Source organism: Pseudomonas sp. Seg1, from assembly GCF_018326005.1.
Lineage (GTDB): Bacteria > Pseudomonadota > Gammaproteobacteria > Pseudomonadales > Pseudomonadaceae > Aquipseudomonas.
In genome coordinates, this window is the sequence record NZ_AP021903.1 from 3270242 (window position 1) to 3291876 (window position 21635).

The 21635-nt window shown below is 56.8% G+C and carries 20 protein-coding genes; 16 read left to right on the forward strand and 4 right to left on the reverse strand.

Features of this window, described 5'->3' with window-relative positions:
* Window positions 1-35 precede the first annotated feature (35 nt).
* The 9 genes from hemA to KI231_RS14515 all read left to right on the forward strand — a co-directional run bounded on the left by hemA (window position 36) and on the right by KI231_RS14515 (window position 9786).
* Entirely contained in the window at window positions 36-1268 is a 1233-nt protein-coding gene (gene hemA / locus KI231_RS14475) for a 5-aminolevulinate synthase (protein ID WP_103301987.1), read from the forward strand.
* Window positions 1265-1771: a GNAT family N-acetyltransferase gene (locus KI231_RS14480; protein ID WP_249412143.1), complete on the forward strand. Its 507-nt coding sequence runs from the start codon at window positions 1265-1267 to the stop codon at window positions 1769-1771. Before hemA ends, KI231_RS14480 begins: the two co-directional genes overlap by 4 nt.
* Window positions 1768-2835 carry a Gfo/Idh/MocA family oxidoreductase gene (locus KI231_RS14485; protein WP_213028697.1) on the forward strand — a complete coding sequence of 356 codons (1068 nt, stop codon included), beginning with the start codon at window positions 1768-1770 and terminating at the stop codon, window positions 2833-2835. The genes KI231_RS14480 and KI231_RS14485 overlap by 4 nt, the downstream gene beginning before the upstream one ends.
* Before the next feature lie 23 nt (window positions 2836-2858).
* Complete coding sequence (gene asnB / locus KI231_RS14490) at window positions 2859-4709, forward strand: asparagine synthase (glutamine-hydrolyzing) (RefSeq protein WP_213028698.1); 1851 nt, start codon at window positions 2859-2861, stop codon at window positions 4707-4709.
* A 51-nt stretch (window positions 4710-4760) separates the two neighbouring features.
* Window positions 4761-5963: an MFS transporter gene (locus KI231_RS14495; RefSeq protein WP_213028699.1), complete on the forward strand. Its 1203-nt coding sequence runs from the start codon at window positions 4761-4763 to the stop codon at window positions 5961-5963.
* 156 nt (window positions 5964-6119) lie between these two features.
* Window positions 6120-7136: a TauD/TfdA family dioxygenase gene (locus tag KI231_RS14500; RefSeq protein WP_213028700.1), complete on the forward strand. Its 1017-nt coding sequence runs from the start codon at window positions 6120-6122 to the stop codon at window positions 7134-7136.
* A 21-nt stretch (window positions 7137-7157) separates the two neighbouring features.
* Window positions 7158-8342: an amidohydrolase family protein gene (locus KI231_RS14505; protein ID WP_213028701.1), complete on the forward strand. Its 1185-nt coding sequence runs from the start codon at window positions 7158-7160 to the stop codon at window positions 8340-8342.
* Window positions 8343-8385: 43 nt separating this feature from the next.
* Window positions 8386-9336, forward strand: a complete 951-nt coding sequence (locus KI231_RS14510) for a hypothetical protein (RefSeq protein WP_213028702.1) — start codon at window positions 8386-8388, stop codon at window positions 9334-9336.
* A 27-nt stretch (window positions 9337-9363) separates the two neighbouring features.
* On the forward strand, window positions 9364-9786 hold the full coding sequence (locus KI231_RS14515; RefSeq protein WP_213028703.1) for a hypothetical protein: 423 nt from the start codon (window positions 9364-9366) through the stop codon (window positions 9784-9786).
* A gap of 9 nt (window positions 9787-9795) precedes the next feature.
* On the opposite strand, the gene KI231_RS14520 is transcribed toward KI231_RS14515, so the two are convergent.
* Entirely contained in the window at window positions 9796-10398 is a 603-nt protein-coding gene (locus KI231_RS14520) for a TetR/AcrR family transcriptional regulator (RefSeq protein WP_249412144.1), read from the reverse strand.
* Window positions 10399-10600: 202 nt separating this feature from the next.
* On the opposite strand from KI231_RS14520, the gene phlG reads away from it, so the two are divergent.
* Window positions 10601-11479, forward strand: coding sequence for a 2,4-diacetylphloroglucinol hydrolase (gene phlG / locus KI231_RS14525; RefSeq protein ID WP_103301996.1), 879 nt, complete (start codon window positions 10601-10603; stop codon window positions 11477-11479).
* Window positions 11480-11539: 60 nt separating this feature from the next.
* On the opposite strand, the gene KI231_RS14530 is transcribed toward phlG, so the two are convergent.
* Window positions 11540-12136 carry a TetR/AcrR family transcriptional regulator gene (locus KI231_RS14530; protein ID WP_103302446.1) on the reverse strand — a complete coding sequence of 199 codons (597 nt, stop codon included), beginning with the start codon at window positions 12134-12136 and terminating at the stop codon, window positions 11540-11542.
* A 447-nt stretch (window positions 12137-12583) separates the two neighbouring features.
* Here KI231_RS14530 and KI231_RS14535 point away from each other — a divergent pair, with 447 nt between their 5' ends.
* The 6 genes from KI231_RS14535 to KI231_RS14560 all read left to right on the forward strand — a co-directional run bounded on the left by KI231_RS14535 (window position 12584) and on the right by KI231_RS14560 (window position 18942).
* On the forward strand, window positions 12584-13672 hold the full coding sequence (locus KI231_RS14535; RefSeq protein ID WP_103301997.1) for a hydroxymethylglutaryl-CoA synthase: 1089 nt from the start codon (window positions 12584-12586) through the stop codon (window positions 13670-13672).
* A gap of 29 nt (window positions 13673-13701) precedes the next feature.
* Window positions 13702-14898: a thiolase family protein gene (locus KI231_RS14540; protein WP_213028704.1), complete on the forward strand. Its 1197-nt coding sequence runs from the start codon at window positions 13702-13704 to the stop codon at window positions 14896-14898.
* Between the two features lie 11 nt (window positions 14899-14909).
* Complete coding sequence (locus tag KI231_RS14545; RefSeq protein WP_103301999.1) at window positions 14910-15350, forward strand: Zn-ribbon domain-containing OB-fold protein; 441 nt, start codon at window positions 14910-14912, stop codon at window positions 15348-15350.
* A 194-nt stretch (window positions 15351-15544) separates the two neighbouring features.
* Window positions 15545-16594 carry a type III polyketide synthase gene (locus KI231_RS14550; RefSeq protein ID WP_213028793.1) on the forward strand — a complete coding sequence of 350 codons (1050 nt, stop codon included), beginning with the start codon at window positions 15545-15547 and terminating at the stop codon, window positions 16592-16594.
* Window positions 16595-16777: 183 nt separating this feature from the next.
* On the forward strand, window positions 16778-17998 hold the full coding sequence (locus tag KI231_RS14555; protein WP_249412146.1) for an MFS transporter: 1221 nt from the start codon (window positions 16778-16780) through the stop codon (window positions 17996-17998).
* Between the two features lie 5 nt (window positions 17999-18003).
* On the forward strand, window positions 18004-18942 hold the full coding sequence (locus KI231_RS14560) for a fumarylacetoacetate hydrolase (protein ID WP_249412147.1): 939 nt from the start codon (window positions 18004-18006) through the stop codon (window positions 18940-18942).
* Window positions 18943-19129: 187 nt separating this feature from the next.
* On the opposite strand, the gene KI231_RS14565 is transcribed toward KI231_RS14560, so the two are convergent.
* Both KI231_RS14565 and KI231_RS14570 read right to left on the reverse strand, forming a co-directional pair.
* Window positions 19130-19879, reverse strand: a complete 750-nt coding sequence (locus KI231_RS14565; RefSeq protein ID WP_213028706.1) for a hydroxypyruvate isomerase family protein — start codon at window positions 19877-19879, stop codon at window positions 19130-19132.
* Window positions 19880-19972: 93 nt separating this feature from the next.
* Window positions 19973-21538: a carbohydrate porin gene (locus tag KI231_RS14570; RefSeq protein WP_213028707.1), complete on the reverse strand. Its 1566-nt coding sequence runs from the start codon at window positions 21536-21538 to the stop codon at window positions 19973-19975.
* Window positions 21539-21635: the final 97 nt, after the last annotated feature.

Below are 21635 nucleotides of genomic sequence, written 5' to 3' on the forward strand. Positions count from 1 at the left end.
ATTATCGCGGGATTTGATGCCAAGGAGTAGAAAGAATGTATCAAGCACTGCTGCAGGATAAGCTCGAGGCCTTGCATACCTCTGGCCAATACCGGCAATTTACAACGCTTAACAGGATTTGCGGCCGTTATCCTCTGGCTCATCTCACTGACAATAATGACAGCGAAGTTGTAGTTTGGTGCAGCAACGATTATCTCGGCATGTCCCAGCATCAGGATGTCAGAGCGGCGATGCATCATGCCGTTGACAGCTACGGTGCCGGTGCCGGTGGATCGCGAAATATCGGTGGTACGCATAATCTTTTCAGCCGTCTTGAAGCGAGCATTGCCGACTGGCATGGCAAAGAGGCTGCGCTGGTTTTCCCGACCGGTTTTGGCTCAAACGATGCCACGCTTCAATGTCTGCTCCGGCAACTCCCTGACTGCGTGGTGTTCAGTGATGAACTGAATCACGCGTCCATCGTCAATGGAATTCGCGCAGTCACCGCAGAACGTCAGGTGTTTCGTCACAACGACGTCGCTCATCTGGAAGAGCTGCTTTCGCGGTATCCGCTCGATCGTCCGAAAATCGTCGTGTTCGAATCGATCTACTCAATGGACGGCGACCGCGCGCCCATTGCCGAAATCGCAGCCGTTGCGAAAAAGCACAATGCACTGACCTACCTGGATGAAGTGCATGCGGTCGGCATGTATGGCCCTCGAGGCGCAGGATTGGCGGCTGAACTGGGTGTCGAAGACCAGTTGGACATCATTCAGGGCACCATGGCCAAAGCCATCGGCATCATCGGTGGCTACGTAGCGTCAAGCCGGACGATGATCGATGCCATTCGCTCGCTCTGTACCGGTTTCATATTCACCACGGCCCTGCCACCCGCCGTGGTCGCGGGTTGCATTGCGAGCGTCGAACACCTCAAGGCCAGCAACACCGAGCGAGAGGCACTGCACGCCAAAACCCGCTACCTGCGCGATCAATTGCAGATGCGCGGTATCCCGGTCATGCCCTGCTCGACCACGCACGTACTGCCAGTGCTGATCGGTCAAGGCGCGTTGTGCAAGGCGGCTGCCGAACGTCTGCTGTATTCGCACTCCGTGTATTTGCAGCCGATCAATTCGCCTTCCGTACCGATTGGTACAGAGCGCTTTCGAGTGAACGTGACGCCGAATCACTCTGAGGCGCAGATCGAACATTTGGCTGCCGCGCTGCAAGAGACATTCCTGCATTTCAATATTCCGCTGGCGCCCGGCTTCGAACTCAGAGGTGTCGCGTGAGCCGTAGCGAGCCAATTGTCGTTCGCCAAGCAACGAGCGAACATTTCGACGCGGTCATTGAGCTCAGAGCGCTGTTGCTTGAAGGCTCGGAGGCCAGCTATGCCTGCACCTCCGTCGAAGAAAAGAAACTCTGGCGAGCGACCTATAAAGCCTGGCTGCACGACGTGCTCGGCAGTTCGCCGTCAACCCGTCTGCTGGTCGCGCTCAACGGTGACCAGGTGGTCGGCTGCGTCACCGGTTTTGTTGATCGTCGAGCGCCCGGGCCTGACTGCATCAATGGTTTGTGCGGCTGGGTGCAATCGATGGTCGTGCTGCCGGCGTTCCGTTCTCAGGGACTTTCGCGGATGTTGATGGCGTCACTCATGAACTGGTTCGACTCGATGCAAGTCGGCAAGGTCGTGCTGCAGGCGACCCCGGCAGCGGAACCCCTTTACCAGCGAATGGGTTATCGCCGCAGCTCGGAATACGTCTGGGCCTGGCAGGCACGGGAGCAATGCGCATGAACATCCTGATTATCGGATTGGGCTATGCGGGCAAACGCTTTCAGCGGGCATTTGAGCGATTGAGCCAAGACTACGAAGTCAAGCTCTCCTATTGCTCGCGGCGAGAAAAGAACAGCCGTCTGCCCTACTACGCCAATCTTCAAGATGCACTGCGTGAACTGCAGCCGGAGATCGTCGTGGTCAGTGCCAACGACATCAACCATGCCGAAGTCTTGACCGATCTGGCCGGCTACACCGGTTTCATCATCTGTGAAAAGCCGATGCTGACCTCCCGGGACGACCTCTTGACCATCAGCAAAGGCCTGCGTCACGTCAGTGGTTTTGCGCTGGACCTGGTTGAGCGCTATTCAGAAGCGACTGCGCGCCTCAAGCAACTGGCTGAAAGTAATGACTGGCAGTTGTTGCGCTCAAGTTTTCATTGGGGCAAAGACCGCATCAACGACTACCGCCCGACCTGCGGTGTGGTCAGTGAGGTCATCCATGCGCTGGATCTCGTCAGCTGGATCTGCCCTTCGCCCTCCCCGCTCAAACTGCAACATGCCATAGGTGTCAGGTCGGACTTCTCGATTTCCGGCAACGATGTACTCGACACGGTGATGTTCACCGCCGACCTCGGCGGTGCAGCAGTGGCAGGCTACGCGAGCTTTGTGAACATTCACCGGCAACGCACGGTGGATTTCACATTCGCCGATCCAGCCGGGCAGATCATCCACTCAAGGCTTGAGTTCGACGAACCGGATTGGGACAGCGACCACCTGCGCATCTGGACGCGAGATGAGCGCGGGGCAATTGTCGAGATCGAGCAACGCAGCTATCAGAGCGCATCCGACCCATCGACCGCGACGATCCTCAAACTCAGCCGTCTGTGCCGGGATGTCTTGCGTTTTGTCGCCGACAGCGAGCAGCCCCTGCAACCCTTCGCGGGCCTGGGGACGACGATAGAACTGCAAACGCTGCTCAATGAAATCGACACCCAGTCATTGACCGCCAGCGCGGTCCAGTATGTCCAGTCGGGCATGCGCACCCTCATACCAGAAGACGCTGACCTAGAAAGTCTCGGCTAAAGAATTGAACAAGGAGTTTTAATATGTGTGGTATTGCCGGATGGCTTTCTTTTGGCCAGGACCTGATTCACCAACAACCGACGCTCGAACGCATGACTATGACCATGGCCAACCGTGGGCCGGACGCGGGTGGCATCTGGATCGATGGCCCTGTGGGCCTGGGCCATCGTCGCCTGTCTATCATCGACCTGGAAGGCGGTCGCCAACCGATGCTTGCGCGTAACGCCGGCACAGTTGCAGCGGCCATCACTTACAGCGGTGAGGTGTACAACTTCCGCGAATTGCGTAACGAACTGCTCAGCCGTGGGCATCAGTTCGAAACCCAGAGCGACACCGAAGTCGTGTTGCGAGCGTACGTTGAATGGGGCGTGGCGTTTACCGAACACCTTAACGGCATGTATGCCTTTGCAATCTGGGATATGCACACGCAAACCCTGCATCTGATCCGTGACCGGATGGGTGTCAAACCGCTGTATTACTTCGAGACCGCAGACGGGGTGATTTTCGGCTCCGAGCCCAAGGCGCTGCTCGCCAATCCGCTGGTGCCGCGCAATGTCGGTGCAGACGGCCTGCGCGAAATTTTCGAAATGGTCAAAACCCCCGGCCAGGCGATCTTTGAAGGCATGCGCGAAGTGCTGCCCGGTGAGTTTGTTTCCATCAATCGCAATGGCCTTAAACGTCATTGCTACTGGAAACTGGAGGCGAAAGAACACACCGACAGCCTCCAACAAACCATCAAGCACACCCGCGATTTGCTCGAAGACATCGTCGACCGCCAGATCGTCGCGGACGTGCCTTTGTGCAGCCTGCTGTCGGGTGGCCTCGACTCCTCCATCATCACCGCACTGGCCTCGAAAAAGCTGCTGGCGGCCGGCAAGGAAAACATTCGCTCGTTCTCGCTTGATTTCATCGATCACGGCGGCGGTTTCACCAGTGATGCGGTGCGCGGTACACCGGATGCGCCTTTCGTCAAAGACCTGGTCCAGAAGATCCGTTCCACTCACGGTGAGATCCTCCTCGACAGCCGCGACATGGCCGACCCGGAGCTTCGTACCAAGATCATTCAGGCACTCGACTTGCCGCCGGCGTTCTGGGGCGACATGTGGCCTTCGCTCTATCGCCTCTTCGAAGAAGTCCGTCGGCACTCGACCGTTGCGCTGTCCGGCGAGTCCGCCGACGAAGTCTTCGGTGGCTATCGCTGGTTCCATGATCCGGATGCGATCCAGGCAGACACCTTCCCTTGGCTGACGTCGGTAACCGGCAAGTATTTCGACGGCAAACCGCTGTTCGCCAAAGGGCTGATGGAAAAACTGTCGATGAACGAGTTCGTCGCCGACTCCTATCAGCAAGCGCTGCGTGACGTACCGGTGCTGCCGGGTGAAAGCGCGACGGATCGGCGGATGCGCGAGATGACGTACGTGAACCTGACACGTTTCGTGCAAACCCTGCTGGACCGCAAGGATCGCATGAGCATGGCCGTCGGCCTCGAAGTCCGCGTGCCGTTCTGTGATCACCGCCTGGTCGAGTACGCCTTCAACATTCCTTGGGAAATCAAGGCGTTCGACGGCCGCGAGAAAAGCATTTTGCGCGCAGCGACCCGCGACCTGCTCCCGGCCTCGATTTCTGATCGGGTGAAAAGTCCGTACCCGTCGACCCAGGATCCAGCCTATGAAGCCGTGTTGCGCGCAGACCTCGCCGCCATCATGGCTGATCCGAATGCGCCGGTTCGAGCCCTGCTCGACAACCAGCAAGTCGGCGCCACCCTTGCCCGTCATCTGGGCGACAACTCGCCTATGTACGATCGCATGGGCATGGAGTTGGCGGTTGGACTCAACGCGTGGCTCACCGAGTACGACGTCAACCTGGTGATCTGATCACACCCGGGGCTGCGGAGTCAGCCCCCTGCCTTGCACAAGGAGTAACTTATGTCCAAAACAATACCGGCCCCCGTTTACCTCATCGCGATCGGCGCTTTTGCGCTGGGGATGGCGTCTTACGTCACCGCTGGCCTGATCCCGATGATCGAACAGGCCTTTGATGTACAGGTCGCCGTCGCAGCACAACTGGTCACGGCGTTCACCCTTGCTTACGGCATTGGTTCGCCAGTCTTCGTGGCGATGTTGCCTGCACAGCGCCAGCGATTTGGTTTGTTGGTCGCATTGGCGTTGTTCGTTGCGGCCAACGTCGCCAGTGCCCTGGTCGACGATTTTGTCGCCCTGTTGGTGTGTCGAGCCGTTGCAGGCATCGGCGCCGGCGTCTATCTGGCCACCGGCATCGCCGCATCGGCGGCGGTTTCAGCTCCGGAACTGAGAGGCAAGGCGATTGCCGTGATCATGGGCGGTATGGCCAGCGGCACGGTACTTGGGGTGCCTGTCAGTCTGCTGCTCGCCGAGCAGTTCGGTTGGCAGATGGCCCTGTGGCTGGTGGCTTTCCTCGGCCTGATTTCATGGCTGGGCCTGCTGATCAAACTGCCGGCGATCTCTGCCGGACCGGCGATGCCGATCAGCCGCAAACTGGCCCTGCTGGGCGACCGTAACGTGATGACCATTCTCCTGGTTTCGCTGCTGGCGGCGGTCGCGAGTCTCGGCATGTACACCTTCATGGTGCCGTTGATGGCGGACCCGGCCTATGGCGGTGTCAACAACATCACGCCGTATCTGTGGGTCTGGGGGCTGGGTGGTGTGGCGGGCAGTTTCCTCGTCGGGCCGCTGGTGGATCGCATCAAGGGACCGATGCTCACGTTCCTGATTCTGGTCATCCTCAGCGTCTCGTTGCTTGCGCTGCCGGCTGCTGCTGCCGTGACACCGTGGCTGGCGATGATTCCGATCGCCGTCTGGGGCGCCGTCGGCTGGGCGCTGCAAGTGCCGCAAAACAACGAGTTGATCGCCGCGCGTGATCACAAGGGCGACGGCAATCTGGCCGTGGCGCTCAACGAGTCGGCACTGTATCTGGGCAGCGCCATGGGCGCCGCCGCCGGTGGCTTCATATTGCTGTTGCAGATGCCGGGCTGGACTTTGGCAATCAGTGCAGGTGCGGTATCCGTTGTCGCCGCGCTTTTGCAACTGGTGCATCTGCGCAACAGAAGAACCCACGCGGTCAACGGTGCGCCAAGGGTTTCTGCGCAATAACCCTTTTGCATGACTTGTGTGCGAAGTCAGGTGCCGAGCCCTCGGCACCTGATGCCGTGGTCGCGAAGAATAATTTCAACACGCCGCCACTGTCGTCTCTATCTGCCTAACTAAAACACAACAACTAACACAACACTCAATCGCGGTGGTGAATTCATGGAAGCGTCATGTAGGGATGCCCACGTCTTTCGGCTGACGTCTGCCGAACACGAGGCAATACGTAATGCATTCGTCGATATATGTTATGAGCCTACGGGTGGACGCAATTACATACAGACGATCCGCACAACAGCGTATCGAGTGTTCTCCGAGCGTTTACTGGAAAAACTCGAGTCATTGAAAAGCGATGACGCCTCTTTTTGTGTATTTGAAAACTTGCCGGTCGATGAAACATTCGGCAGTCCGCAACATGATGCGGACTGCCTGGGGTTCAAAAACGGTTATGTGTCGGAAAACGTTCTGGTGGCGTTCGGCAGTTTGATTGCGGAGCCTTATTCCATTGGTCACGAAGGGCCAAAACTGGTCAACGACCTGGTGCCCCACCCTGAAGCGGCCACGGAATACACCGGTAACGGCTCGGAAGTCGAGTTGGACTTGCACACCGAAAACGCCTTTCAGACCTATGATTCGCGGGGTGACACCTCGCCCTTGGCGCTGTTGCTGCTGGGCGTGCGGTCCGATCCGCACACGGAAGGTCCGAAAACCTGGGTCGCTGATGCCCGCGAAGCACTGAAGGCGCTGACTGACAGTGAAATAAAGCTGCTATATGGCAAGCACTTCATCATTCGCCAGCCTTACCGCTGGAGAAATACCGACGAACAATCCAGTGAAACCCGGCTGTTCCCCATACTGTCCGGGCCGATAACGCTTCCTCGTGTCACCGCAGCGTTTTATCCGGACATGGTTATTCCTGTGGATGACGCAGCGAAAAAAGCCTATGCGAAGTTTTATGACGCTCTTAAACAAGTTGCCCACGGCACAGACATACAGCCGGGCCGTCTCGTTTACGTCAACAATCGTTTCACACTTCATTCCCGCGACAAGTTCACTCCCGGTTTCGATGCCAATGGACATGCCTGGCGCTGGGTTCAACGGCTGTTTCTGACCAATAACCTGTGGAACTTCCGTTCATTCAAAAAAGACGGCGCACGCATCTTTTCGCCCGTTGCCTGATGACTTCAAAAGGTAAATCAAATGTTGGCCGCAAACAGTTACACCTCGATTATCCATAACATTGGCACTTTCCTGACCGGCGACCTCGAACGCCCTCTTATAGATGCCGACACCCTTGTCAGCGTTGACGGCGTCATCACTTTCATCGGTCGCGCCGCAGACGTCGATTTCTCGGAAGCAGACCTGCTGATCGACGCGAAGCGGACCACGGTCATGCCGGGGCTGATCGACAACCACACGCACCCGACGCTCGGTGAATACAGCCCGCGCTCCGGCAACCACAACTGGATCTGGCATTCGTTGCAGGGCGGCGTCACGACGATGATTTCCGCCGGCGAGGTGCATGTTCCGGGCTTGCCGACGGACAGAGTCGGCATGATGGCAATGGCGATTGCCGCACAACGTTCGTTCTCCAGCGCGCGTCCTTCCGGAATAAAAATGGAGGCCGGCGCGCCCCTGCTCAATGATGAGTTTTCCGATCAGGACTTCGCTGAAATGGCCGCCCAAGGCATCAACCAACTGGGTGAAGTCGGCATTGGCCCGGTCAAATCCGTCAGTCGCGCCGCCGAGTTGGTGAAGATGGCGCGCAAACACGGCATGACCTCGATTACCCATACCGGCGGCCCGTCGATTTCCGCCTCGCAGAGCATGGGCGCCGAGGAGATCCTTGAAATTGCCCCCGACATCATTGGCCACATCAACGGCGGTTACACCGCACTCGCTCCCCGGCAGATCCGGTGCCTGTGTGAGGGCTGTCTCGGCGCTTTGGAAATCGTCCACAACGGCAATGAATTCGCTGCGGTGACCACCCTCAACTATGCGCGTGAACTGAACCAGCTCGATCGCATCGTGATCGGCACCGATTCGCCCGCCGGCTGCGGTGTCCCTGCGCTTGGCATGCTCCGCGCCATTGCCCTGCTCAGCAGTTTTGGCGACGTGCCGCCGGAAAAGGCTGTGTGCTTTGCCACCGGTAATACCGCCAAGGTCAGGAAGCTCAACCGCGGCGTTCTCAGCGTCGGCAGAGAGGCCGACATTCTGGTTGCCTGCGGCCCCCTCGGCGGCGCCGAACCCAGCGTACTGGGCAGTTTCAGCAGCGGCGACCTGCCGAGCATCACCGCGATTCTGATTGATGGGCGCCTGGTCGTGCAGCAGTCGAAAAACTCGCCACCACCGTCCGTGTCACCGGTCATTACCCATAACGCCTAAAGAGAAGCGTCCCCTCACGGGACGCATTCTTGAGACCCCCTGCATGCATCGAATCCTCGCCGAAATTACCCGCAGAGGCCCCACGGTCCTTGCTTCCGGGTGCGCAATCGGATTGGCAATCCCTTATCTGGCAGATCTGGCGAGACCGCTACTGCCGGTCATGGTGTTTATCTTTGTGTTGGGTACGCTGCTGCGCATCAACAACGCTGAAGTGATCAAAGCAGCAAAAAACCTGAAGATATCGCTGATATTTCCAGCGCTGATGGTAGTAGCGTGTCCGTACGTGTTCGGCATGGCGGCGCTGTATCTCAGTGGCAATCAGGAACTGTCGCTGGCCATTGCCATTGCCGTTGCCGCACCGCCGGCCAGTGGCAATGCCGCCGTCGCCAGAATGCTCGGGCTGGATCCGTCGATGTCGCTGGTCACTGCGCTGTGCTCGATGGCCATTATTCCGATCACCGCCCCGCTCATCCTCCACCTGTTCGCAGACGGCCTGTCCCTGTCCATCGATCCTGCTGATCTGGCGATCAGGCTGGCCATATTGATCGGCGGGGCCGAGGGCGTGGCGATCCTGATACGACGGTTTTCCCACGGTTTCGTCGCTCACCATGGCCTGGCGATCGACGGCGTCGTGGTGATGGCGCTGTTTCTGTTTGCGATCGGAACAATGGCCGGCATGCAGCAGATCATCTTGAATGAACCGTCACTGGCCCTTTCGATGATCGCGCTGGCCTACGGCGTGAATTTCGCCATGCAACTGCTCCTGGGCAGCTTGTACCCCGGAACGCTGATCGCGAAATTCACCATGGGATTGAACGGTGGCAACAGAAATGTCGGGCTCTTGTGGTCGGCGCTTGGCGTCAGCCTGTCCCCGACCATGGCGTTGTATTTCGCCTGCTGCCAATTGCCTATTCACACCATGCCGAAAATACTGCAATTTGCATTGCCAAGAATCGCAAGCTTTTTGAAAAAGCCCGCTGTCACCCCAAGCTGAACCCGAGCGCTAACCGTCTGGAACCTGATGACAATGACACTCACACCGGAAAACCTTCAGCAGCTCGCCGTGCACTCATCCACGGAAACCAAAACCTGTTCGTGTATCCGGGGGCTGTCGCGGGGCTGGGAGAGTTTGCCCGCCGCACTGGCGTCGGGCACGTTATTGCGGCTCATTGGCCATGTGACGGACGATCAGGAAGACGAGCAGACGCTCGATGAATACCACCCGCACGGAACGCACTTCTGGTCGGAAGACGCGCCCATCTGCTTCAAATTTTTCCCCTACAACATTGCCAGCGTCTGGGGCTGCACCCAGTGCTCGCGCGCATTTCTGCGGTTCAACGACGCGGGCGCGTATCACTCGGAACCGCGCATCCGCTTGCTTGACACGGCGCTGATCAAACCTGACCCGCGCCGTGACGCGGGCGTTATCGATGGGTATAGCTGATCGCGTTCGCTATTGCGCCGACACGGCTTTGAGGCCCGCGAGCGCGTAAGTCATCATGTGCTCGATCAGCACGGCGGGTTCCATTTTCAGACCCGGCAGCACGTTCTCGCTCAACGCTTCGTGGGCCAATAGCAGGAAAAGACAAGGCGCAAATACGCCCAGCGCACAGTGCAGCGTGGTCGGGTGATCGTCCGGCATGCCCAGGATTTGCCCCAGAATGCCGCGAAAGACCTTCGCTTTCGGATAGGCCTGCTGCTCCAGCACCGAGGGCAGCAGACTCGAAGGCGACAGCAATTCCCGGCTCAACACCTTGAGCGCCCAGGCATCTCGATGATTGCGCACACGCTCGATCAGGACGGTGATGATCAAACGCAATTTGTCCTCAGGAGAGGCAGGGCTCTGGCTCAAGCTGAACAATATATCGATGCTGAGCAGGCGTTCATGGGCTTCGAGCAGCACGGCACGGTACAGGCCCTCCTTGTTCTCGAAGTGATAATTGACCGACGCCACGTTCGAGTTGGAGTTCTCGCAGACCTGTTTGCTGGTGGTGTTGGCATACCCCAGATCGGCAAACAACTGCCCTGCTGTCTCCAGAATATGCTGGCGGGTCACCCGGCCATCTTGTCGCTGAGCACGTAGAGAGGCTGCCTGATTCGGACCGTACACGAGCATGAACTCCTATTAACTCAAATTCAAATTTGACTTTTATTTTTATGAAGCTTAGCTTCAAATCACCTACATACCTCGATAGGCATGGATATTGGCGACGAATGTTGTCAGGTCCAAGGCCATTTAGCCAAAGGAAAACATCGCAATGGATGCGCGCGTAATGACCCCGTTCACCTACTTCTCTCTGCCGATGCAGAAGCAATTCCTGCGCAATCGCGAGGCGATCAAGGACAAACCCTACGCCAAGTATTTCTCTGCGCAGATGAATGTCCCCCTGTCCGCCGTGTGCAAGATCCAGCAAGGACCACTGCCGCTGGAACAGACCCTGACGCCGAGCATCGAGGACATCAATCGGTTGCTGGAGGCAGACTTCGTCAGCGAGGAATCGGGATACGCCCTGCTGCCCGGGCCAATGGCGTATGTCCAGAGCCGCAAGTTTTTCCCGCGCTCGACCGCAGCGATGCTGAAATGGTGGTTCATGTGGCACCCGCTGGAAGCCGAACGCTATACCCTGTGGTTTCCTTATGCCCATGTCAGCAATCCCTGCGTCAATCACGAACGCCTCAAGCAGACGTCCCTGAGTTTCGAACAGCGCTTGTACGGCAACACCTTCTGCGCCTCGGAATATGTCGGTGATCGCCTGATGCACCTGCATATCCACTTCCAGGACCCGGAAAAACTGGGCTTGCGTGCCGATCTGTACCGCGAAGCGAAAATCGACGGAAGCGTCAGCGCGTTGATGAGCCTGGCGGAACAACCCGAGGTGCCGGTGTCGCTGATGGTGCACCTATTCAAAGAAACTCCGGAAGGCCTCTATCTCACCAGCCGCTACTGGGTCGGCAGTCATCCGTCGATGTCGCGTTTTCCTGGTGCCGAAAAGGCTGCCGCACTGATGGAGGCTAACGGTTTCGGCGAAGCGGAACTGGAAACCCTCGCCTATGAATTCGCCGTTCATGACCTGTGCGAATTCAACCATCTGGCCAGTTTCCTGCCAGAACTGTATCGAGAGTTCGGCGCTGCCTGACCCCGCAAAAAAAATGTTCCCCCAGCGACAAGGCTAAGGGGAACATCTCGAAAACCAGAATTATCCCTTCGAACTGATACCGTTCAGTAAAAGAGTCGTAAATTCCTCGATATCTTTCTCCATCTCCAACTGCTCGGTCAGCAACCGGTACCAGCAAAATCCAAAGATCATATCCAGCAAAAGTTCTCGATTGGTGTCCTTCGGTAACTCACCACGGCTGATGGCATTTTCCACCAATTTTTTCGGCATTTCCCTTCTGCGCTCCATGAATTGGTTCTTCAACTGAACCAGTGTCACAGGGTCCAACTGAGCCTCGGCGATGACGCAGCGAAATGCTTCTCCGCAAATCGTTTCACGCCAGACTTTCCAGAGATTGTGCAGCAAAAAGTCGAGATCCGCTTTTAATGAGCCGAGATCAGGATGCTTTCTGACCTGCTCACTTTCGTTCTCGTAGACTTCTGCGATCAATGCGGCCTTGTTGCTCCACCAACGGTAAATCGTCGGTTTACTCGCTCCCGCCCGTCGGGCAACCGACTCAATACTGAGTCCCGAATAACCGCATTCCTTGAGGATCTCAATCGTCGAACTGATGATCGCCTTGTGCGTGTGGGGATTCCGTAGGGATCCGATGGAGCTGCGAGAGGGTGTACGAGCCACAGTAAATTCTCCAGGCAGGGTGCTTGACAAATACAATGCAAGGTATAGGATTTCCGAAAATCGCAACGAAACGGTCCGTTTCGTTTCGAGTTGAGTAAACGCACTGAACATTGACTCCAATCAGTTCGCTTCGGGTTTTTCTGGTTACTTTAGGGGTTTCCGACTCCTCGAGCATGGTGTGTGAGCAAGTAAGCGTCCTCTTGCACTATCGAGTCTGCAGATTTAATTCTGAAACGATACGTACCGTATCATAGCAGTGAGAGAGGCAAAGTGGCAGTATCAGCGCCCTTTTTTGAGTAACCGTCCGGAAACTCCAAGCGGCTGATTTTGCTGGCTAAACGACAAAACTCCGATATCGGGGGCTTTAAAGATAGTTTTCCGTATGTTTCACGATATACGGCGACGCGACACCCTTGTTTTCTGACAGCGAATGGAATCAAAAGGAAAATGAACGTGAAAAAAGCAGGAATAGTGAGCTATGGCACTGGCGTTCCCGTTTGTCGCTTGAAAGTCGAAGAAGTGATTAACGTCTGGAAGAACACCGATCTGCATCTCGTGCAAAACCAGTTGGGGGTGGTCGAAAGAGCCGTTCTTCAACCTGATGAAGATGTGATCACTCTCGGTGTATTGGCCGCCCAGCGTGCACTGGATATGGCCCCCGGCAGTAGCGTCGAGGCTTTGTATCTGGGCACTTGCACCAACCCCTATGACTCCCGCGCCTCGGCCTCTGTCATCCTCGAAATGCTCGGTTCCGGCTATGACGCCTATTGCGCCGACGTCCAGTTCGCGGGCAAATCCGGCACTTCTGCGCTGCAGATTTGCCAGGCACTGGTCGCTTCCGGCATGACCGGCAGCGCCCTTGCAATCGGCGCCGACACTATCAATCGCAACACCGCCCCAGGTGATCTGACCGAATCCTATGCGGGTGCCGGTGCGGCAGCATTATTGGTGGGCACGGAGAATGTCATCGCAGAATTCGATGGCAATTTCTCTTGTGCAGCCGATGTCGCCGACAACATTCGCCCGCAAGGCGATCGTTATATTCGCTCCGGGATGGGGCTTGGCTCGGACAAAAACAGCATCGGTCTGGAAGACCAGACTCGCCGGGCGGCGGAAGGCTTAATGGCCAAATTGCGCACCTGCCCGCAGGACTACGATTACGTCGTGTTCCAGCAGAATCTGGTGTCCACGCCCTACTCCCTCGCCAAGCATCTGGGATTCAATCCGAAACAGGTTGAGCCCGGCATCTACGCGAGCAGCGTTGGTGACACCGGTGCTGCCAGCCCGCTCCTCGGTTTGATTAACGTGCTCGACCAGGCGCGTCCCGGTCAAAAAATCCTGCTGGTGTCTTACGGTTTCGGTGCCGGCAGCGACGCAATTGCCTTGACGGTCACCCCGGCCATTGAGGCCTACCAAAAGCGCAACAGTCCACTGCGCGAATCGCTCGAAAACAAGCTGTACGTAGATTACGGCACGTCCATCAAATACGAGTTCAAGTATTTGCGAGCTGACTACGCCCTCACCGCCTACCTCTGATTTCGCCTGTCTACGCAAGGAGCATGTACATGTGCGCACGTCGTGTTGCAATCGTTTCGGCCGCCTATACGCCGAAACCGGGAAGTTCCAGGGTCCGGCAGACGTTCAAGGAAATGATCGTCGAGTCGGCTTATAAAGCTATCAAAGACGCCAGGATGCATCCTCGGGAAATCCAGGGTGTGGCCTACGGTTATCACGGCGAGGGCATTTCGGAATATGGCGGTCTCGGCCCGACCATCTCCGACACTTTGGGCATAAGCCCGGCGCCGACGTTCATGAGCACCGCCAACTGCACCAGCAGTTCCGTGTCGTTCCAGATGGGCCATCAAATGATTGCCTCCGGGGAATACGATATTGTTCTGGTCGGCGGCTTCGAGAAGATGACCGACCACTTCAACTATGCCGAATACATCGGTTCCAGTACCGAATGTGAGTACGACTACTTCCTGGGTATTTCCCACACCGATGCTTTTGCCCTGGCGACGGCGGAATACTTTGAAAAGTTCGGTTATGCCGGGCGTGAAGCTGATGTGTTGGCGACCTTTGGCCGGCAGATGCGTATTTATGCGCACAACACCCCGAATGCCACGCGCTTCGGCCATCCGATTCCATCTATCGATACCCTGAAAAACAGCGAAGCCTTTGGCTCGATGCTGGCTTGGGGTGAAGCAAGCGGTTGCGCGATTCTGGTCGCCGAACATCTGGCTCACAAATACACGGACAAACCAGTATTCGTTCGCGGATGTGCCTATACAGGCGTTTCCCATTACTTCGGCACGCGTTTTCACAACCCGACCCTGCATCACCCGGGCCTGCCAAAAAATGTCGGCATGGCGGTGTCGGCCAACTCCATCGCTTGCGCTGAAATCGCCTATAAAAAGGCCGGAATCACCGCGAAGGATATCGATGTCGCGCAGGTCTACGACTTGCTCGGCGCGGGTCTGATCCAGATGGAATCCATGGGGGTCTGCAAGCAGGGTCAGGCCGGTGATTTTGTTCTGGAAGGCGGCATCGGCATTGACGGTCCGCTGCCATTGAACACCGACGGCGGCAACATTGGGCGCGGTCACGCGTCCGGTTGTGACGGCATTCTGCACATCACCGAACTGTTCCGTCAGTTGCGCGGTGAATCCGACAACCAGGTCAAGGGAGCGCGCATCGGCGTGTCGCAAAACCTGGGAGGTTATGCCGCCCACAACTCAGTGATCGTTCTTTCCAACGACTAAGGAGCCGGACCATGTCTATGTACCCCGAACAGATTCATCGGATGACCACTGCCAGCATGCTTCGCGAATGGCGAGAACACGGCGGCAAATATCGTCTGGAAGGCAGTCAATGCGAAGACTGCAAGGAAATCTTTTTCCCACGTCGTACAGTTTGTGGCGCCTGCAATTCGCTCAACGTAAAACCGTACCGCTGCGCACGCAGCGGCAAGATCGAAGTCATGGCTCACGCCGAGAATCCGATCCTTGCCGCCATGGGCTACGGCGAAACAGTGCCTCGCTGCATGGCGATGGTTCGTCTGGACGATGGCTTGGTGATCGCGTCGGAAATCGTTGACGTCACTCACCCGGAACAACTGAAAACCGGCGCGCCGGTACGCATGGTCGTACGCAAACATGTGCGCGAAAGCAATCTGGCCTGGCAATACGCCTACAAGTTTGTATTGGACGTATAAATAAAACCGTCGAGCGTTAGTTTCTGACGCTCGACCGTTTGAATATCAAAACAAGAATTGCGCTACTTATAAAAAAAACTTACTCGCCAAAAGCTTTTAATCCTTGTTCCTCCGGGGATAGCAAACTGCCGTTATTTTAAATCGGGAATTATCCCAAAAACCATTTATTGGCTTTATATGGCCGAGGACTCATCATGTCGACTCTTTGTCTCCCGCACGTAATGTTCCCGAAAAACAAGATCACTCAACAACAGATGATTGAACATCTGGAGAGCCTGCACGCCGACCATCCGCGCATGGCCCTGGCCAAGCGTATGATCCAGAATACCGAAGTCAACGAGCGGCATTTGATCCTGCCGATCGACGAGCTGGCGGTGCACACCGGCTTCACTCACCGCAGCATCGTCTATGAGCGTGAAGCCCGCCAGATGTCTTCCGCCGCTGCCCGTCAAGCCATTGAAAACGCTGGCTTAACGACCAATGACATCCGTATGGTGGTGGTCACCTCGTGCACCGGCTTCATGATGCCATCGCTCACCGCACACCTGATCAACGATCTGGACCTGCCGACTTCTACCGTGCAGTTGCCGATCGCTCAGCTCGGTTGCGTCGCCGGCGCTGCAGCAATAAACCGGGCCAATGACTTCGCCAAACTGGATTCGCGTAATCACGTGTTGATTGTCTCGCTGGAGTTCTCGTCGCTGTGTTATCAGCCTGACGATACCAAGTTGCATGCGTTCATTTCCGCTGCACTTTTTGGCGATGCTGTTTCTGCCTGCGTATTGCGCGCTGATGATCAGGCGTCAGGGTTCAAAATCCGTTCCACCAACTCTTTCTTCCTGCCGAAGAGCGAGCACTACATCAAATACGATGTAAAGGACACCGGCTTCCACTTTACCCTGGACAAAGCCGTCATGAACTCTATTAAAGATGTCGCGCCGATTATGGAGAAACTCAACTACGACACTCTTGAACAGAACTGTGCGCAGAACGACTTCTTCATCTTCCACACTGGCGGCCGCAAGATTCTTGACGAATTGGTCCTGCAACTGGACCTTGCCTCGAACCGGGTTTCGCAGTCGCGCAACAGCCTCGCCGAAGCCGGCAACATTGCCAGCGTTGTGGTTTTCGACGTGCTCAAGCGACAGTTTGAGTCGGGTCTTAACTCCGGCGATGTCGGCATGCTGGCAGCTTTCGGCCCAGGCTTCACCGCCGAAATGGCCGTGGGTGAATGGGTAGCCTGATTCCCACGTTTTGCCGGGGCTACGTTTGAGTCTGCAAGAAATCTTGGCGGTCTGTAGGACGCCAAGGTTTCTCGGCCTCTTTCGCAAACCCTTCATTGCACCTGATTAATGGTTTCACATGGAGGATGAACGATGATCAGAGACAATCTCGCTGCGCCGCCCAAGCGGCAATATGAACAACGGATGGTTTTGCTGCTGTCCCTGAGTTTCGGCCTCGTCGGGCTTGATCGCTTTATCATTCTGCCGCTGTTTCCCGTGATCATGCGTGACTTGCAGCTGGATTATCAGGACCTCGGCATGCTGTCGGCAGCACTGGCCTTCGCCTGGGGCTTTTCAGCCCTGGGCGCGGGCTACGTGATCGATCGATTGGGTCGCAAGAACGCGCTGGTCCTGTCAATTGCAGTGCTGTCGCTGCTCTCGGGGATGTCGGCTCTGGCCGGGGGACTTTTCGGGCTGGTCGTTATCCGCGGGCTGATGGGGCTCTGCGAAGGCGCGTTCACACCGACCAGTATCATCGTCACCGATGAGGTTTCGCATCCGCAGCGCCGCGGACAGAATCTGGGTTTCCAACAGGCATTATTCCCGATTCTCGGACTGTGCCTGGGGCCATTGCTGGCTGCCAGTCTGTTGGAGCTATTCGACTCGTGGCGTATAGTTTTCGCGATTATCTCGTTGCCCGGTCTCCTGCTGGCCGGCTATTTGTGGAAAATCTATAGACCCGCGCCCTTGCCGGCACATCAGCAACCCGCATCAGGCAGGGGTTGGGCGAACTGGTTGAGTGCCTTCAAAAGCGGCAATGTCAGCCTGAACATCCTGATCATGTTTTGCATTCTTACTTGCCAGTTCGTCCTGTGTGCCATGTTGCCCAGCTACCTCACGGACTACATGCACCTTGAAACGCTGTCGATGGCCGTCGTGATATCCGCCCTTGGTGTTGGTGGTTTTATCGGTCAGTTGATCATTCCGGCAATGTCGGACCGACTGGGACGCAAACCGGTGGTCATTGTTTCCTTCATGACCAGCGCAACGTTGGTGGGGCTGTTAATCATCAGCCCGGCCATTACCGGGTTGTTATTTCTCCTGCTGTTCCTTTTGTCTTTCTTCAACTTCAGCCTGATCTGCATGACTGTCGGGCCGTTGACCAGCGAGTCGGTGCCACCTGCACTGCTTCCCACTGCCACCGGCATTGTCGTCGGGTTCGGCGAGATCCTTGGCGGTGGCGTGTCACCCGCCGTCGCCGGTTACGCCGCGATGCATTTCGGCCTGCCATCGATTTTGTATGTCGCACTGGCCGGGAGCATCGGCGGCCTGCTGTTGTCGCTGGGTCTGCGCGACAATCTGCAACCCCTCCCTGCCCTGTCAGCCGCGAACGCGTTGCCGATCAGCCTACCCCTCAAGGATTAGAGATCATGGGATATTATTTGATGCTGCTCGACCTTTGCCAGCATGAACACCGAGGCATCGGTGTGTTCGACTTCCAGACAGGCCAGAGCCTGCGCATGTTTCCCGAACAGGGCGGGCTGTATGAAACATTGCAGTATTGCAGTCGCTGGCATCGCGGCTGGGCCGAGCATCTCAAGCATCTGCCCGCCAGTGACAGCACCCAGGACATCGACCTGCAGCCACCACTCAAACCCGGCAATAATTTGCTCGCCCAGGTCAGTACGGTCAACCTGACGCTGTCGAAAAAGCAGGCGTGGAGTTACAAAGGCAACGGCAGTCTGCTCAAGACGCAAGGCGAGGCGCTCAACATCCCTTATCAGGCGCTGAGCATTGCCAGTGAACCGGGAATCGTCTGCATTTATATGGTCGACTCCTTCGGCAAACTGCACTTTGTCGGATTCACCATCGGTAATGAAGTGCACGATCCACTGCTCGGCAACCTCGACTCGCCGGACGCCAACCAGGCGTGTCTTCGCGAATGCGCACTGGCTCCGGCAATGATTCTTGGAGAGTTGCAGTGTCGATTGTCGATCAACGCTCGTATCGAGCGTCAGGACAGGCAAATCTCCTATCGCGAGTACGATATCGATCTGAAGGAATGGCACTCACTGCGCAAATACACCCAGGCATTCCTCGAACAGCACGAACAGTTCGTGCAGCCAGGCATGGTCCACTACGTGTTTCATGGCCTGGGCCACCCTGACAGCGAACCCCCACTGCAACACGGTGACTGGCTCGATCTCGATTGCCCGGAACTGGAGTTGGGCCTGAGCAATCGCATCGTCGAAGAAGAGTTGTTGCATCTGTGCCCGCTTGATAAACGCACGCTTGGAGCGGGTCTGCCCCCGCGGGCGACGCGACTGCAGCAGCGCTGCAACGACCCGAATGTGCTCAAGCGCAAATAACGCTGACAGCGTTATTTGCGCACCAGCCCCGTCAGTTCTTTTCGGGATTTCCCTGCACGCGCGCGAAGCGAGAGGCTGTGCAGCCGCGATGACACAAGCACAGCCAACGCTGACAGATCCCTATCGGGCGCCAGTTCACCGGCCTCGATCGCGGTTTGCAGGCGCGCCTCCAAGTTGAATCCAGAGCCTAAGCACTTAGCTGCTTGATCCAGTCAAGACTCGCAACAGTAGATCCAGAAGGACGGTACTCACACCCGATCCATCCCGCGTAGCCGCGTTGCTCCAGCGCCGCGAACAACGCAGCAAATTCGATATTCCCCGTTCCCGGCTCGTGACGCCCCGGGCAATCGGCAATCTGCACATGGACGGTTCTGTCATAAAACCGCGCCAGCAAAGCGGCTGCGTCTCCAGTCAAAAGCTGGGCATGGTAAAGATCAAGAATCAGCCCAACACTCGGGAAGGTTTCCAGAATCTGTTGCGCCTTGCTGAAGTCAGACATGTAGTAGCCCGGCATCGCCTCCGCGCTGATCACTTCGATAAGCGGCCGCAGCCCCTGGTCTTCGAAGTACTTGACCGCATATTCCAGGTTGCCCGCGTAGATACGCTCAGCGTCATTCTGCGTTGTAACGCCCGACATGATGTGGACATCCGAACACGCCAACGTCTTTGCGTAGCGGGCGGCCTGGCGCAACCCATCGCGAAACTCCACTTCCATGCCCGGTAACGCGGCGATGCCTTTGGTCACGCCAGCCGGGGCGGCGAACTGAATCAACGGCAAACTGTATTGGGCTAGATGGTCGGCAAGCAGACTTGCGTCGAATTCATACGGCGACGGAAACTCCACCGCCCGGAAACCGGCGGCTGCGGCGGCTTCGATGCGCTGCAGAAAAGGCAATTCATTGAATTGGAAACCGAGATGAGCATTGAACTTGAGCATTGGGTAATCATCCATCCTGGGAAGAAACGACATCATTAGCCTGGAGCATCCTTCGCCGCTCCAGCACTGCACTATCGCAATTGCGTTCAACCATTAAAACCAGGTTTCCATCTGTATACCGTATTGCCATACCCCTCCCGCCTGGAAGTCGGACATGCCAAAGGAGTCCGCAGTACTGAATTTGTCCAGATCCGAAGACCAGTTCATGTAGCTTGCGAACACTCGCAACTCCGGCCGCGTGAGAAGATCGCCAACGTCAAGTTTGAACGTCGGGGCGACAGTGAATTTCCAGAAGTTACCATCGACCGCATTACGTTGTAGATAGCCTTTAGGGTCGAGGTTCATGGTTTGCCAGCTCATTTCGTAGGCCATTTCGAAGTTGCTGTTGATTGTGTTGGCCAATCGCACGTTCAGGGTCAGCCAGCGGTAGTCGTCACCTTTGACGTACCTATCCTTGCTCTGTTCGGCCAGCAGGCTGGGGCCGATGCGCCAGTCAGAGCTCAGAGGGGTTTCACCGTAAAGTGCCAGACGCAGCGCGCGGGCCTCGTCGATCAGTTCACCATCCGAGCCAACGTTCTTGACCTCTGCCCCCAGGCCTTGCCCATAGAGCAGCGCCGTTTTGAAGAACCCTTCCCTGCCGAAAAAGGTTTTCTGGTGATTGGCCAGCATGCTGTGCAAACCGCTATCCGCAGGCGTCAAACCGGCTTTATTGGTGCGGGTGCCGAAATCGTTTTTCTTTGCGCCGATGGCGTTGTACATCCACTGCCACTGGCCATCCTCGAAGAACTGGTTCGAGGTCAGAATGTAACTTTCCACATCGGCATCAATACCGCCCTGACTGAAATCCCCGTAGCTACGCCCAATCAAGGAGTAATTCGAACGCCAGTGCTTGTTCATCTGCACATCGTAAATTCCGCCGCCGGTGCCGGCCAGGTAAACGACGTCGGAGTCCAGCCAGTGGATATCGAAGTTATCTCTATCGAACCGCTTGCCTGCCCACAGCGTCGCGTTCTCGAACACTGAATTGCCTTTGAACGCAGCGACATGGTCGAGCGTGGCGAATACCTGGCGTACGTTGAGTTTGCTTTCGTCCGCCGTCCAGTCATTGGAGCTTTCCACACCGTCGGCGATGGAAACCGTGAATTTGGAACGGGTGCCGTTTTGCGCATGGACCTCTTTCGACAGGTCGATGCGCATGTAGGTGTCGTCTTCGTTACCGAGTCGCCCGACTGCACCGCCCACCGAGCCGGCCGGCGTTGTGTAAGGGCCGCCACGGCCGCCACCCAGCCCCTCGTCGACCAACAATCCGGAGCGCGCATAGCCGTTGAAGCTGAACCCATCGGAGAGGTGTCCGGTAGTGCTGTCTTTATCCAGACTTTGCTGACGGGCTTCGAGTTTTGCCAGTCGGGTATCCAGTGCAGGCGCGGAAATGGCTGTTGCGTTAGACGCGACGGGCTGCAAGGGCGGCGCCGCGAGTTTGATTTGCTGCAATTCCCGGGCAAGTACTTGGGTCTGCTGTTCGGCCGTGGCTGCGCGCTTTTCCGCTGCGCTGGCGCGAGCTTCAAGTGCGGCCATGCGCTCTTCCAGTGTTGCGGCCTGTGCGGTTGCCGCGGATGTGCCGAGCACACCTGCCAATAGCCAGCCTGATGCTTTGTGCATATGAAATCCCTGTTTTGTTTTTATTGTTGGTTGACGCAAACGGCCGTTTTTTTCTTGCGCTGCGAGTTGTCGCAATCAACGAAAAAAAGGGTGCCTC

Bases quoted from the DNA above. Each gene is read 5' to 3' on its own strand.
- KI231_RS14545 (WP_103301999.1), top strand. From the start codon at position 14,910: ATGTCTATGTACCCCGAACAGATTCATCGGATGACCACTGCCAGCATG.
- KI231_RS14485 (WP_213028697.1), top strand. From the start codon at position 1,768: ATGAACATCCTGATTATCGGATTGGGCTATGCGGGCAAACGCTTTCAG.
- asnB (WP_213028698.1), top strand. From the start codon at position 2,859: ATGTGTGGTATTGCCGGATGGCTTTCTTTTGGCCAGGACCTGATTCAC.
- phlG (WP_103301996.1), top strand. From the start codon at position 10,601: ATGGATGCGCGCGTAATGACCCCGTTCACCTACTTCTCTCTGCCGATG.
- KI231_RS14565 (WP_213028706.1), bottom strand. From the start codon at position 19,879: ATGCTCAAGTTCAATGCTCATCTCGGTTTCCAATTCAATGAATTGCCT.
- KI231_RS14510 (WP_213028702.1), top strand. From the start codon at position 8,386: ATGCATCGAATCCTCGCCGAAATTACCCGCAGAGGCCCCACGGTCCTT.
- KI231_RS14535 (WP_103301997.1), top strand. From the start codon at position 12,584: ATGAACGTGAAAAAAGCAGGAATAGTGAGCTATGGCACTGGCGTTCCC.
- hemA (WP_103301987.1), top strand. From the start codon at position 36: ATGTATCAAGCACTGCTGCAGGATAAGCTCGAGGCCTTGCATACCTCT.
- KI231_RS14495 (WP_213028699.1), top strand. From the start codon at position 4,761: ATGTCCAAAACAATACCGGCCCCCGTTTACCTCATCGCGATCGGCGCT.
- KI231_RS14505 (WP_213028701.1), top strand. From the start codon at position 7,158: ATGTTGGCCGCAAACAGTTACACCTCGATTATCCATAACATTGGCACT.
- KI231_RS14515 (WP_213028703.1), top strand. From the start codon at position 9,364: ATGACAATGACACTCACACCGGAAAACCTTCAGCAGCTCGCCGTGCAC.
- KI231_RS14560 (WP_249412147.1), top strand. From the start codon at position 18,004: ATGGGATATTATTTGATGCTGCTCGACCTTTGCCAGCATGAACACCGA.
- KI231_RS14555 (WP_249412146.1), top strand. From the start codon at position 16,778: ATGGTTTTGCTGCTGTCCCTGAGTTTCGGCCTCGTCGGGCTTGATCGC.
- KI231_RS14540 (WP_213028704.1), top strand. From the start codon at position 13,702: ATGTGCGCACGTCGTGTTGCAATCGTTTCGGCCGCCTATACGCCGAAA.
- KI231_RS14570 (WP_213028707.1), bottom strand. From the start codon at position 21,538: ATGCACAAAGCATCAGGCTGGCTATTGGCAGGTGTGCTCGGCACATCC.
- KI231_RS14500 (WP_213028700.1), top strand. From the start codon at position 6,120: ATGGAAGCGTCATGTAGGGATGCCCACGTCTTTCGGCTGACGTCTGCC.
- KI231_RS14550 (WP_213028793.1), top strand. From the start codon at position 15,545: ATGTCGACTCTTTGTCTCCCGCACGTAATGTTCCCGAAAAACAAGATC.